The sequence below is a fragment of the Ruegeria sp. AG1 genome, from assembly GCF_056541705.1.
This window is the reverse complement of sequence record NZ_JBQFYU010000015.1, coordinates 36,176-49,416: the sequence shown is the minus strand read 5'-3', so window position 1 is coordinate 49,416 and position 13,241 is coordinate 36,176. Positions and strand designations below refer to the sequence as shown.

The 13,241-nt window shown below is 53.7% G+C and carries 14 protein-coding genes and 1 pseudogene; 13 read left to right on the top strand and 2 right to left on the bottom strand.

Annotated features, from left to right (window positions below; genetic code table 11):
* Positions 1-7 precede the first annotated feature (7 nt).
* The gene (locus ACR0B5_RS20320; RefSeq protein WP_480542967.1) at positions 8-1,300 is read right to left on the bottom strand and encodes an NAD(P)/FAD-dependent oxidoreductase; all 1,293 of its coding nucleotides are present in this window, start codon (positions 1,298-1,300) and stop codon (positions 8-10) included.
* Between the two features lie 77 nt (positions 1,301-1,377).
* Between ACR0B5_RS20320 and ACR0B5_RS20315 the strand changes: the two genes are divergently transcribed.
* From ACR0B5_RS20315 to ACR0B5_RS20290, 6 genes and pseudogenes are all read left to right on the top strand, one after another.
* Entirely contained in the window at positions 1,378-1,707 is a 330-nt protein-coding gene (locus tag ACR0B5_RS20315) for a DUF6614 family protein (protein ID WP_170758864.1), read from the top strand.
* 158 nt (positions 1,708-1,865) lie between these two features.
* On the top strand, positions 1,866-2,549 hold the full coding sequence (locus ACR0B5_RS20310) for a TetR/AcrR family transcriptional regulator (protein ID WP_480542965.1): 684 nt from the start codon (positions 1,866-1,868) through the stop codon (positions 2,547-2,549).
* A gap of 75 nt (positions 2,550-2,624) precedes the next feature.
* Entirely contained in the window at positions 2,625-4,691 is a 2,067-nt protein-coding gene (locus ACR0B5_RS20305) for an oxidoreductase (protein ID WP_480542963.1), read from the top strand.
* Positions 4,657-5,199 carry an N-acetyltransferase family protein gene (locus ACR0B5_RS20300; RefSeq protein WP_480542961.1) on the top strand — a complete coding sequence of 181 codons (543 nt, stop codon included), beginning with the start codon at positions 4,657-4,659 and terminating at the stop codon, positions 5,197-5,199. The genes ACR0B5_RS20305 and ACR0B5_RS20300 overlap by 35 nt, the downstream gene beginning before the upstream one ends.
* A 94-nt stretch (positions 5,200-5,293) precedes the next feature.
* A pseudogene (locus tag ACR0B5_RS20295) lies at positions 5,294-5,506 on the top strand (IS6 family transposase); the annotation flags it as partial.
* Positions 5,507-5,563: 57 nt separating this feature from the next.
* Positions 5,564-6,271 carry an IS6 family transposase gene (locus tag ACR0B5_RS20290; protein ID WP_480542959.1) on the top strand — a complete coding sequence of 236 codons (708 nt, stop codon included), beginning with the start codon at positions 5,564-5,566 and terminating at the stop codon, positions 6,269-6,271.
* 236 nt (positions 6,272-6,507) lie between these two features.
* On the opposite strand, the gene ACR0B5_RS20285 is transcribed toward ACR0B5_RS20290, so the two are convergent.
* On the bottom strand, positions 6,508-7,254 hold the full coding sequence (locus tag ACR0B5_RS20285) for an IclR family transcriptional regulator (protein ID WP_480542957.1): 747 nt from the start codon (positions 7,252-7,254) through the stop codon (positions 6,508-6,510).
* Between the two features lie 216 nt (positions 7,255-7,470).
* Between ACR0B5_RS20285 and ACR0B5_RS20280 the strand changes: the two genes are divergently transcribed.
* The 7 genes from ACR0B5_RS20280 (at position 7,471) to ACR0B5_RS20250 (ending at position 13,240) form a co-directional block, all read left to right on the top strand.
* On the top strand, positions 7,471-8,307 hold the full coding sequence (locus ACR0B5_RS20280) for a cyclase family protein (RefSeq protein ID WP_155150267.1): 837 nt from the start codon (positions 7,471-7,473) through the stop codon (positions 8,305-8,307).
* Positions 8,308-8,368: 61 nt separating this feature from the next.
* The gene (locus ACR0B5_RS20275; RefSeq protein ID WP_480542954.1) at positions 8,369-8,713 is read left to right on the top strand and encodes a cupin domain-containing protein; all 345 of its coding nucleotides are present in this window, start codon (positions 8,369-8,371) and stop codon (positions 8,711-8,713) included.
* An 11-nt stretch (positions 8,714-8,724) separates the two neighbouring features.
* Complete coding sequence (locus tag ACR0B5_RS20270) at positions 8,725-9,510, top strand: SDR family oxidoreductase (RefSeq protein WP_170681658.1); 786 nt, start codon at positions 8,725-8,727, stop codon at positions 9,508-9,510.
* A 3-nt stretch (positions 9,511-9,513) separates the two neighbouring features.
* Positions 9,514-10,437: a 3-hydroxyacyl-CoA dehydrogenase NAD-binding domain-containing protein gene (locus ACR0B5_RS20265; protein ID WP_170722999.1), complete on the top strand. Its 924-nt coding sequence runs from the start codon at positions 9,514-9,516 to the stop codon at positions 10,435-10,437.
* Positions 10,438-10,480: 43 nt separating this feature from the next.
* Positions 10,481-11,761, top strand: a complete 1,281-nt coding sequence (locus ACR0B5_RS20260; protein ID WP_480542952.1) for an ABC transporter substrate-binding protein — start codon at positions 10,481-10,483, stop codon at positions 11,759-11,761.
* A gap of 62 nt (positions 11,762-11,823) precedes the next feature.
* Positions 11,824-12,540 carry an ABC transporter ATP-binding protein gene (locus ACR0B5_RS20255; protein ID WP_480542950.1) on the top strand — a complete coding sequence of 239 codons (717 nt, stop codon included), beginning with the start codon at positions 11,824-11,826 and terminating at the stop codon, positions 12,538-12,540.
* Entirely contained in the window at positions 12,533-13,240 is a 708-nt protein-coding gene (locus tag ACR0B5_RS20250) for an ABC transporter ATP-binding protein (protein WP_480542948.1), read from the top strand. Before ACR0B5_RS20255 ends, ACR0B5_RS20250 begins: the two co-directional genes overlap by 8 nt.
* Position 13,241 lies beyond the last annotated feature (1 nt).

The following is a 13,241-nucleotide window of genomic DNA, read 5'->3' as shown; positions in this document are numbered from 1 at the left end:
TGGCCTTCTAAAGGCCCAACTTGTCTAAGAGTTTCAAGCGTAGGATTTCTGCTTCGACCAGAGTCTCTTTCGCAAAGGAGAAAGGCAGTGGTCTGAGGGCGGTGACAGGAAATTCCAGCTCGTCTGATTTGGTTCCAGTCGCCCATTTGGCGAGGACGCGCCCCATTGCCGTAGCGATGGCGACGCCGCGCCCATTGTATCCCAAACCTGTCATAATCCCTGGAGCGAGCTCATGCAGATGTGGATAGTGATCTTTTGTCAAAGCAACAAAGCCACCCCATTCATATTCCCACTGAACTCCGGACAATTGGGGGAAAAGTTCGACAGAGATGCGCTTCAAACGTTCGATTTGTTTGAGAGTGGAGTTGTCGTTGTAGGTGCCGCGACCTCCCATCAGAAAGCGACCTTCCGCGTCTTGCCTGAAGTACAGAAGTAGGCGTCGGGCGTCTGACAAAGCGTTGCCTTCTGTCAGAATTGTTTGGCGTATATTGTCGGACAAAGGTGAGGTAGCAACCTGAACTGACCGAACGGGCAAAACTGACTGAGCCAAGCGCGGATGTAAATCTCCGGAATAGGCGTTAGTGCAAATTAGCACTTTATCTGAGGTGATAGATCCTTTGGGAGTTTCAACACGAAAGCGGCCGGCCTCTGATTTAATCTGATTGGCAGGCGTTTCGCCGAAGATTTGCACGCCATTGCGGCGACCTGCTTCGGCCAGTCCAAGTGCATAATTCAGCGGGTGCAAAACACCACCGCGGCGATCCAGAACGCCGCCAAGGTAAGCTTCGGTCCCGGTCAGTCGCTGCATTTCGTTTTGATCAAGCTGTACCATACCCCCGCCGTGGTTGTCCCAATCCTCAGCTAGTTTGTGTAGTTCACTGAGTGTTTTGTGAGTATGCGCTGCACGCAGCCAGCCTGGGCGTTTTGCGTCGCACTCAATCCCGTGCCGAGTGATTAAGTCGAAAACAAGATCGGCGGCGTCACCAGCCATTCGGATCATTCTGGTTCCCCAGATTTCACCAAATTTGGTTTTGATGCCCGTCGGCTCGTCCTTTAGGCCTACATTGATTTGACCGCCATTGCGTCCAGAAGCTCCCCAGCCCGGATGTTGGGCATCCATCACAACAACATTGACGCCTTGCTCGGCCAGATGAAGTGCCGCCGAAAGCCCAGTGAAACCGGCTCCAATCACGGTCACGTCAGAGTGCTGTTCGCCAACCAGTTGCGGGCATTCTGACGAATAGCATGCTGTTGCTGACCACAGGCTATTTGCAATGACTGGGTTTTCGTTTCGGATCATCTAGTGGCCTCGCGCTTGCCTTGTGAGGGGAACTGCGTAGGTTCGGCTCGTGATACTTGCCGGATAGTATGTGACGAATGCCCAGACTATTGAACCAATTCGAATTGAAACCAACCGTCGAGCTAGACGCGTTCGAGCAGGCGTGGAACGCGTTTGTCGAACACTTGATCAAGACAGATCTGGCCGTGAAAGGGACGCCTTTGTGCAGACGCATCCCCGCTAGTGGTTACGATACTGACGAGCTGCGCGACCACACGCTTATGGCTGTTATAGAGTTCAGGGATCAATCGCAGGCCGATACGGCCTGGGCGGCCATTGAAGATCGAATTGAGCCTTTGGGGGCTTTGCATCGCAGGGTTATTTCTTTGGTGCACGATCCGGTTTTCACTTTTTGGTTGGAACTCTAGGTTTACGATTGCGTGCGTCCGGGCATTTTCAAATCACTCCCCCTTTTCCATTGAATGATTGTTCAATCAATGGCATTTATCTCTCATATGTCAATTGTCCACGCGCTGAAAAAGAACGGCTGTTGGGCGCAGGCAAGACCGATGAAGTGCTTTAGTAGATGGGATGCATTCGGGTGAGACAATCGCCAATCGAAAAAACAAACCCTGAAGGACGGCGGCGTACCGAGTCCAAAGAGGTGAGGCGTCAGCAACTCATCGACGCTACAATCGACTCGATTGCTCAGAACGGAATTGGCGGAACGACCATGTCCACCGTGACCGAGATTGCAGGTTTGTCACTGGGCATTGTCAACTTCCACTTCAAAAGCAAGCAGAACTTGCTGGAAGAAACGTTGCTGTTTCTAGCAAAGGAGCACCACGAACAGTGGTTGGAAGCCTTTGACAATGCAGGATTGTCAGCGCCTGAAAAACTGTTGGCGATCGTCGATGCGCACTTTCACCCCCAGATTTGCACGCCAAAAAAGCTAGCCGTTTGGTTTGCGTTTTTCGGAGAAGCAGGACGGCGCGAAGTCTATCGCAGTCTGATCAATGACATCGATCAGGAGCGGTACGACGTAGCACTGAGACTGTGTTCAGAGATTGCTGAAGACGGTGGGTATGAAGACATGCCGCCAAGGCAAGTCGCCAATATTTTGGAAGCTCTTTACGACGGAATCTGGTTGGAACTTTTGACCTATCCCGAGAATTTTCGGCGTTCTGTCGCCCGGGATCACATCGCCGCCTTTCTTGCCAAGGTCTACCCGGATCATTTTCAAATGCCCGCGTTCAACAACGGTGATTGAAGCAGAATGGCTCTCAGACCGGAAATTCCAGACAAGATCAGCCGGCGCATGGCGCAGCTAAATAAGGACAAATAAATGGACATGGACTCTCGCTACGACATCCTTTTCGAACCAGTCCAAATCGGGCCAGTTACTGCGCCAAACCGGTTTTATCAGGTGCCACACTGTACAGGTATGGGTTGGCAATACCCACGTACGCTTGCTGCTATGCGTAAAGTGAAGGCGCAAGGAGGGTGGGGCGTCATATGCACGGAATACAACTCGATCCACCCATCATCCGACGACCTTCCGCATCCCTACGCGTCGCTTTGGGATGACAGTGATGTTCGGGCGCACGCACTGATGACGGACGCGGTGCACGAATACGGCAGCCTTGCAGGTGCTGAACTATGGTACGGAGGCGCCAACTCGAACAACTTGTTCTCCCGGTTGCCGAGCATGGATGTGGACAGCCGGCCAAACACAAAAGGGCATCCATTTCAGACCCGCGCCATGGACAAGCAGGACATCCGGGATCTACGCCGTTGGCATCGAAAGGCCGCTTTGAGGGCAAGAGACGCTGGATTTGACGTTGTCTATGTTTATGCAACGCATGGATACCTGATCTCGAATTTTTTGCATCCGCGCGTGAACACGCGCGGTGACGAATATGGTGGCAACTTAGAAAATAGGGTGCGTCTCACACGAGAATTGATTCAGGAAACCAAGGAGGCCGTTGGCGACCGGTGCGCCGTGGCCGTTCGGTTCTCGGCTGACGAAGAGATCGGCGAGGATGGCCAGCCAATCTATGGTGAACGACGAGAGATGTTTGAGATGATCTCTGACCTGCCGGATTTGTGGGATATCAACATCGCAGATTATTCGGTTGAGATGGGTGTCTCCCGTTTTACCAAAGAAGCAGCTCTTGAACCCTACATGCATTGGGTCAAGTCGGTAACGGATAAGCCTGTCGTGACCGTTGGTCGCTTCACGTCACCGGATACCATGGTCTCGCAAGTCAGGCGGGGCGTAACCGATTTCATCGGGGCAGCGCGCCCGTCGATTGCTGATCCATACCTTCCAAAGAAGATTGAGGAAGGACGCTTGTTCGCGATCCGCGAGTGTATCGGATGCAATGTTTGTTACGCCAGTGACTCGATAGGGGTACCTATTCGATGCACTCAGAACCCAACAATGGGAGAGGAGTGGCGCAAAGGCTGGCACCCTGAAATCATTCGTAAGAAATCCTCAGATGCGCGCGTCTTGATTGTCGGGGCAGGCGCTGCCGGACTGGAAGCGGCACGGGCACTTGGCGTGCGTGGGTATGATGTCCAATTGGCGGAAGCTACTCGTGAGTTGGGTGGCAGGGTCTCGCGCGAAGCGGCTCTGCCTGGAATGAGCGAGTACATTCGCGTCAAAGATTATCGCGAGCAGCAATTGATGGAGATGCCCAACGTTGAAATCTACCGTGAAAGCCCGCTGACAGTTGACGATATCTTGGCCGTCGATGCTGACCACGTTGCGATCGCGACCGGCGCGACTTGGCGAAAAGAGTATTTTGACGAAGAACGTTTCGCCCCGGTCGCAAAAGGGTCAGCCTTAGGTCGGGTCTTTACTCCCGATGACATCATGGATGGGAATCTTCCCATTGGACCAACGCTCGTTTTTGATGGTGATGGCTACTACATGGCCAGTGTTGTTGCTGAAAAAATCAGAACGCAGGGACATGCCGTCACGCTGGTCACACCGTTTGACAGTGTTTCTGACTGGGCAAGAAATACGTCCGAACGTTGGCGCATCAGAACGCATTTGCTTCGCTTAGGGGTCGAGGTCCTGCCGTCAAAGTCGCTTAAGCAATTTGATGGCGAAATCGCAGAGTTGGAGTGCGCCTATGGCGGTCCAAATGTGAATGTTCCGGTTGCCAACATAGTGATGGTTACTGCTCGGAAGCCAAATGATGGTCTCTACAGGGGATTACTGGGGCGGGCGAGTTCCGAGGATTTGCCGTTCAGCCTTCGTCGCATAGGAGATTGCGACGCTCCGGCGATAATTGCGGCAGCGGTTTATTCAGGCCATCGATACGCGCAGGAATTGGACGAAGCAGTGGATGAGGACATTCCACTTAGACATGATCGTCTGGATGTCGAGCGGCAGCCGATTTGACTTCGCTGGGCGATCTCGGTTGTACGCACTCAAGGGAAAGCAGGAGAAATCACCCATGCCGGAAGGCTTAATCATCCGTCCGCTTGAATTGAAAGACAACGAAGAGTGGCGGCGCTTATGGACGGCATACTTGGATTTCTACGAGACCTCTGTCTCAGAAGAAGTCTACGAGGTTTCGTTCAACAGATTGTTGTCAACAGATGCAGGTGAATACAATTGCCTCATCGCTGAGTTAGAAGGGAAACCGGTTGGACTAGCGCACTACCTTTACCATAGGTTCATGTGGTCGGTGGAGGATACCTGTTATTTGATGGATCTCTTCGCTGATCAGCAGGTTAGAGGAAAAGGTGTTGGTCGAGCTCTAATCGAAACTGTCTTCCAGATCGCCAAGCAGGACGGTGTTCCGACCACCTACTGGACAACTCAAGAATTTAATTATCCCGGTCGAGTTCTGTACGACAAAGTCGCTAAGAGAACGCCATTTATAGTTTATGAAAAAGATGAATAATTGGTAGCGACTTGCCAGAAAAACTCGTCTTAGCGCTGGTCTTGTCAGAAGAACTTGTCTTGAGGCAGGCAGGACGGTTGCGTAGCTTTTGCCAATGACCAAACCTGCCTCTTTCAAGTACTTCAAAACCAGTCCCGAGGTCATCCGCCTTGCGGTGATGCTGTACATCCGTTTCCCGCTCTCGCTTCGAAATGTCGAAGATCTGTTGCACGAGCGAGGCATCGACGTGAGCCACGAAACTGTCCGATATTGGTGGAACAGGTTCGGGCCAATGTTTGCTGCTGAGATTAGACGGAAGCGTGTTCAGCGGTCTTGTCAGAAGAACTTTTCTTGAGCGGGGCGGGCGGTTGCATAGCATTTAGGAATGACCAAAGATGCCACCTTCAAGTACTTCAAAACCAGCCCCGAAATCATCCGCCTGGCGGTGATGCTGTACATCCGATTTCCACTCTCGCTTCGGAATGTCGAAGATCTCCTGCATGAACGTGGGATCGATGTAAGCCATGAGACAGTCCGCTATTGGTGGAATAGGTTCGGCCCGATGTTCGCCGCTGAGATCAGACGGAAGCGTGTGCAGCAACTCCGAACCTTTTCAAAATGGAAGAGGCACGTGGACGAAGTCTTTGTGAAAGTGAATGGCAAACGGCATTATCTTTGGCGCGCTGTGGATGACGAAGGCGAGGTGCTGGAAGCAGTTGTAACGAAGTGCCGTAACAAAGCTGCAGCACTGAAATTTCTCAAGAAATTGATGAAGCGGCACGGCTGCGCCGAAGAGATCGTCACAGATCGCTTCGCTTCCTACAAGGCAGCGCTCAGAGAAATGGGCGCGCTTGAAAAACAACAGACGGGCAGGTGGCTCAACAACCGCGTCGAGAATTCGCACCTCCCATTTCGACGACGCGAACGCGCGATGCAGCGTTTCAGGCGCATGCGAAGTTTACAGAAATTCGCCTCCGTCCATTCCTCTGTCTACAACCACTTCAACCAGGAAAGATCGCTAGCCAGTCGAGACACCTTCAAGCTGACCCGCGCCGCCGCACTTAGCGAGTGGCGTCAACTTTGTTCCGGATAGGTTCGCGGTTTCCGCGGCAAACTGAGACCGGTTCGAATTCGTCTGACAGCACCATTCAAGCTAACACGCACCGCCGCTCTTGCCGAGTGGCGTCAACTTTGTTCCGAATAGGTACGCAATTTACGCGGCAAACAAAGACTGGTTCGAATTCATCTGACAGCACCTTCGCGTCTATTGCAGACACAAAAGCTTGACCCGTCCCGAGCCTAAATCGAGCCACAGTCGTTTTCATGTATTCAATGGAAGGTTTGATGAATACTTGAGGATGTTTCCAGCAGAGCTCTTTCGATGCTTTCTTTTTGTCGCGCAAATCGCGTCGTTGGCACTGGAATTGAGATCGCGTGCAGGTCTCCGACCCAGTCGACGAAAGAAAACCCGATCGCCGACACGCCGGCGGAATGCTCGTCCAAATCATAGGCAAGGCCCTGTTCGCGGACCGTATTCAGTTCGGAAAGGAACTCATCCAAATTCCTTTGGATACCATTCCGTTCCCATTCGTTTTGAATGAGCTTTGTCGCATCTCCTTCATCGAGTTGAGCGAGACAAGCTTTCCCATTTGCAGTGGTGGTCAGCGGAAAAACCTCGCCCACTTGCGAAACGGTCGTCAATCGATAGACACCTGGGACCTGATCTAAGAAAACCATGCCGATACCGCGCATGACGGCGAGGTCTGTGGTTTCCCCGGTCTTTTGGGTCAGTTCCGTCAAAAGCAGCCGACAGTGTTCGACGATGCTGTACTGCGCGGCGCCCGCGAGAGCGCTCAGTTCGGGGCCGAGCCTCAAACCGCCCCCATTTGCATCCGCGATGACAAGTTTTTCTTCAGCAAGCGCACTTGTGATTCTCTGTACCGTAGAGCGGGGCAGGTCAACACGCTCGGCGATTTTCCCCAAGCTCATTCCGGATTGGTTTTCTTTTAGAACACGCAAAATCGAGGCCGCTCTGGAAATGACCTGAATGCCACCTTTATCCACTTTTTCAGACATTTAACCTATCCCATTCTGTCTTGGCATCGTAGCTCTGGATGCCTGGCGATTTTTTAGTGGTGTATCATAATGCGGTGCAAGTCAACCGTATAGTGAGTTTTTAGTTGACCATAATGCGGTGCGTATGCATCATCATACGGGACAGGTGGGGAGGCCACCCAGACAATTGAAAAGCGAACACCGCCGCGTTTCCGGCGAACAGAGGAGATATGCCCAATGGTCGAAATCCGCGGCATTGAGTTTCAGGCAAACACCGACAATGACATGGGGCTTGAGTTTTACAATCTGAGCCACAGATACGGGTTTCAGTGCCCCAACTGGCCGTATTTCAAGGACGTCCAGATCGACCGAAAGCACTATATGGCCAAGTCCGGCGTGTTGTCTCAAACGATTACTACGACTATGCACGTGACCACTCATATTGATGCACCAGCGCATGTCGTTCAGGGAACGCCGTTCATCGACGAGGTGCCGCTACCCCATTTCTTTGGCTCGGGTTTGGTGGTTTCTGTACCAAAAAAGAAATGGGAGCAAATCACCGGTGATGATCTGGAAAAGGCCTGTGGTCATGCAATCCGCAAAGGCGATGTGCTGATCATCAACACAGGTTGGCACAAGCAGTATGAAGACGGCGACTACTTTGCTTATTGCCCGGGTCTCGTTCCCTCTGCAGCTGAGTGGATGATTGAGAAAGGTGTGAAAGTCGTTGGCCACGATACCCAGGCGAACGATCACCCGCTGGCAACTGCCATTGGTCCGCAGCGAAACGGTCCGATCATGCCACACCTCGAAAAAGAGTATCTTGAGTGGTCAGGAGGGACGCCGTGGGAAGTTGATTTTCCCGAGTGGGAGCCGGTGCACAACATGCTGTTCTCCAAAGGTATTCTCGGAATTGAAAATGTCGGTGGGGATCTGGATGCGGTAACCGGAAAACGCTGTACCTTCGCGTTCTTCCCATGGAACTGGGATCGAGGCGATGGCTGCATCATCCGCTTGGTCGCGATGATCGACAAGAACCAATCCTACCGCATCGAAGCTGGCGAAGACTTCTGAACACTCACGGACCGGTCGTCGGTTCGCCGGCGGCCGCCAATAACCTTGAGCGGAGACGGACATGCATCTGAAGCGGTTTCAAGACGCGTCACCCTACGAAGCACCGAACCACTTCGGGTGTCATGGGCTTCGCTTGCAAGGGTTCGAAGAGGGTGGGCCGACAAATCAGTGGATCGGCTTCAGCCAGTTTTTACCAGGAGGTGGTGCTGGGCCGGATTCTACACCGTTCGAGAAAGTCTATGTGGTTTTGGATGGCGAGATGACGATCATCATAGACGGCAAAGAGACCACGCTTGGACACATGGACAGCTGCACGATCGCACCGGGCGAGGTCCGATTGATCGAAAACCGGTCGAACCACACCTGCAAGATGCTTGTGGTCATTCCGTATCCACCAGAAAGCTAAGGACAAAAAGAATGTCTGATCCACTCAAGATGTTTGACGTAAAAGACAACGTCGCACTGATCACCGGAGCATCCGGCGCGTTTGGCACGGTCGCAGCGCGCGTCTTGGCCGGAGCTGGGTGCAATCTGGTTCTGGCTGCGGGCAATCAGGACGCGCTCAACGAGATCGCCAAAGAGTGCAAGTCGCTTGGTGCGATCGTCGTTGCGGTGAATACGCGCCCGTCCGACGAGGCATCCTGCAGTGCGCTGGTAGAAGAAGCAGTCAATAATTTTGGTAGGCTCGATATTCTCGTTGTCGCGTCCGGTATGAACAAAGTTGCGCCGATCAACGAAATGGCGCCAGAGACCTTCGACGCAGTGATGGACGCCAATGTGAACCAAAGCTGGCTGTTGGCACGCGCGGCGGCGGCGCACATGAAGCAAAGCGAATACGGCAAGATCATTTTCGTCAGTTCCGCGCGCAGCATCCTGGGTCACCCAGCTGGCTACACGGCGTATTGCGCGTCAAAGGCTGCTGTGAATGGGATAACCAAAGCCTTAGGATGTGAGCTAGGTCCAACAGGGATCACCGTCAACGCGATCGCGCCAACGGTATTCCGTTCGCCTTTGACGGCTTGGATGTTCGAAGACACCGACGAAGCGAAGGCAGTGCGCGACGGTTTCCTGACCCGTGTTCCCAAAGGGCGACTTGGTGAGCCTGAAGACCTTGCGGGTCCTCTTTTGTTTCTCGCGTCGCGGGCATCTGATTTTTACACCGGGCATATCCTTCATGCCGACGGCGGATACACGGCGGGTTAAAGAATGGTGCGCAAAAAGCAGCAGATAGCGGTAATCGGCGCGGGTCTTATGGGGCACGGTATCGCCCTGACCTTAGCAAAAGCAGGTCAATATGTGGCCATCACAGATCCCGTTGAAGAGGCGCGCGCTACCGTGCCTGACCGCATTCGTGCCAGCATGGCTGCGATGGGGGATGACGAGGTCACAATCACGAAAACCCTCAAGATGATTGAGATTTTTGCGACGACGGAAGGTTCGGTTCGAAACGCCGACGCTGTGTTCGAAGCGGCACCGGAAAAGCTGGAGCTCAAGCAAGCGATTTTTGCTGAGATCGAGGCGCACGCACCAGAGACCTGCATCCTCGCTTCAAATACGTCGGTCATGCCCATCACTCAGATCATGTCTGGATTGCGGCTGAAAAGACGCGCGTTGGGGACGCATTGGTGGAACCCGCCGCATATGATCCCGCTAGTTGAAGTTATCAAGACGGAATGGACAGATCCCAAGATCGCGCAAACCATGTTCGATCTGCTGAAGGACGCAGGAAAAACTCCGGTGATGGTCGAGAAGGACGTGCCCGGTTTTATCGGCAATCGCCTTCAGCATGCGCTGTGGCGCGAAGCGGTCAGTCTGGTGGAAAACGGTATTTGCGATGCGGAAGCCGTTGATACCGTGATCAAGTCCAGCTTTGGGCGGCGATTGGCAGTCCTTGGCCCGTTGGAAAACGCAGATCTGGTTGGTACTGACCTAACACTCGATATCCACGAAAACGTACTACACGATCTTGAGGCGCATAAAGGCCCTTCATCCTACCTCAAGTCGCTTGTCGATGCGGGCAAGCTGGGCATGAAATCAGGCGAAGGTTTCAGGAAATGGGCCGAGGGCGAAGCAGATCAGGTTCGCCAACGTGTCGCGAAACATCTGAAAAATCTCGAGAAGACTTTGTAAGATCAATCAAACACTGGCGGGAGGCCGGTGAAGGGAGGACGCAATGACAAAGACTTTTAAGACGGCCACAAGGCGCGGTTTTATTGCCGGGGCTACGGCGGCAATCGCTGCTCCGGCCATCCTCCGGGCAACGCGTGCTTATGCGGCAAACCCGACGCTAAGGATTGGCAATGTCAGCCCGCGTACCGGTCCACTGGCTGGTTTCGCCGAGGCTGATGAATATGTGCTTCAAGCCATTCAGCAGGTCTTTTCGGCCGGGTTGGACAATAACGGAAAGACTTGGAACGTCGAGATCATCTCAAAAGACAGCCAGTCCAACCCCAACCGCGCAGCCGAGGTCGCCGCTGACCTGATCTTGGGCGATGAGGTCGATATCATCGTAGCGGCTTCAACGCCGGACACGGTGAACCCTGTTGCGGATCAGGCAGAGATCAACGAAGTTCCCTGCATCACGACTGATTGCCCTTGGCAGCCCTATTTCTTTGGCCGCAATGGTGTTCCGGGTGAGGGTTTTGAAACGACCTATCACTTCTTCTGGGGTTTGGAAGACGTGATCGCGGCGTTCCTTGATATGTGGGATAAAACGGGTGTCACAAAAACCGTCGGCGGTCTATTCCCCAACGATGCCGACGGTAATGCTTGGGGCGATGCGGAACTGGGCCTGCCTAAACCGCTCGCCGCAGCTGGCTACACGTTGACCGATCCCGGTCGCTATCAGCCTTTGTCCGACGACTTCTCAAACCAGATCGCAGCGTTCAAGGCTGCCGACTGCGAAATCGTCACGGGTAACATGATCCCACCTGATTTCGCTACGTTCTGGAGCCAGGCCGCCCAGCAAGGGTTCAACCCAAAGGTCGTGACCATTGGCAAGGCGCTTCTGTTCCCATCCGTCATTGAATCGCTGGGAGACCGCGGTGACGGGTTGTCGACCGAGGTCTGGTGGTCCCCGCATCATCCGTTCTCGTCCTCACTCACCGGCATTTCCTCGAAAGACCTAGCCGAAGGTTATACCGCAGAGTCCGGTCGCCTCTGGACTCAACCCCTTGGCTTTAAACACGCTCTGTTCGAGGTCGTCGCTGATGTCATCAAACGGGCGGATGATCTGGAAGACCCGTCTTCGATCATTTCGGCAATCACCTCAACCAACCTGAACACAATTGTCGGGCCGGTGAACTGGGGTGATGGGCCGATGAACAACGTCACCAAAACTCCGCTGGTCGGAGGCCAGTGGCAGAAGTCCGGAGACGCCTATGAGCTGCAGATTGTTGCGAACAGCACCGCGCCCGAAGTTCCGATCACGGCCGATATGAATCTGCTGGGCTGACCAGACATTCGGCGCCGATCTTGGTGCCGAACCCTCCATCCGAGAGAAGCATGACGACAATCTTGAGACTCCAAGACCTGAGCAAGGCATTTGGCGCGGTAACTGTCGCCGATGCCATGAGCTATGAGGTCCACAAAGGCGAGGCACTCGGGGTAATAGGCCCCAACGGCGCTGGCAAAACCTCGATGTTCAATCTGATCACTGGGACGCTCAAATCCAATTCCGGGGTGATAGAATTCAGTGGGCAAAACGTCACCAAATGGAGCGCGGCAAAGCGCAGCCATGCAGGCATCGCGCGTTCTTTTCAGGTCCCGCAGCCGTTTTTGGGCATGACTGTTTTCGAAAACGCGATGATCGCCGCCACGCAATCAGCTGGCATGCACGGACACCAGGCCGAAAACTTTTGTCTGGAGGTTCTGGACCAAACGGAACTGCTGCCCAAGGCAAACGTTCTTGCTGGTAGCCTGACTTTGCTGGAGCGCAAACGCCTGGAACTAACACGTGCGCTTTGCGCCAAGCCCAAACTGCTGTTGCTGGATGAGATTGCAGGTGGTTTGACCGAAGCTGAGTGCAAGTCACTGGTCCAAACCATCAAGGACATCCACGCCGCTGGCGTCACCATCATCTGGATCGAACATGTTGTGCATGCGCTGTTGGCCGTCGTGGATCGTCTGATCGTCATCGACTTTGGCAAAAAAATCGCGGAAGGCGAGCCACAGGCAATTATGGAAAGCGCTGAAGTAAAGGAAATCTATCTGGGGATCGAAGCCGATGCCTGACTCAATTCTTCAGACACGCGGTTTGAACTCCTACTACGGCGATTTCCAAGCGCTCTATGATGTCGAATTGGACGTCGGCGAGGGAGAAGTTCTGGCCATCATTGGTGCGAACGGCGCAGGCAAGACGACCCTGATGCGGTCAATCACCGGGTTGCTGACGAACGGGCGGGATCAGATTCACTACCGTGGTCAGGATATCAGCCGCCTTCGCGCAGACCAAGTTGCAGTACTTGGCCTCGCCATGGTTCCAGAAGGTCGCCAGTTGTTCCCATCGTTGTCAGTCAAGGAAAACCTGATGATCGGGGCTCAAGTTGGTCGCTCAGGCCCTTGGGATCTGAAAGCTGTTTATGATCTGTTTCCGATCCTTGAGGAGCGCAAAGATCAGGCCTCTACATCGCTGTCGGGCGGCCAACAGCAGATGGTCGCCATAGGGCGTGCCCTGATGTCCAATCCAGACCTCATCCTGTTCGACGAAATCAGCCTCGGGCTCGCGCCGATCATCATTAAAGGTATCTACGACGCTCTGCCCGGCATCATCGGCGAGGGCATGAGTGCGATCATCGTCGAACAAGACATCACCAAGGCACTGTCGGTCTCTAGCCGGGTCTACTGCCTTCAGGAAGGGCGCGTTTCGCTGGAAAGCTCGTCTAACACCGTTTCGCGCGAAGACATTTCGCGCGCGTATTTCGGGATCGAATAAT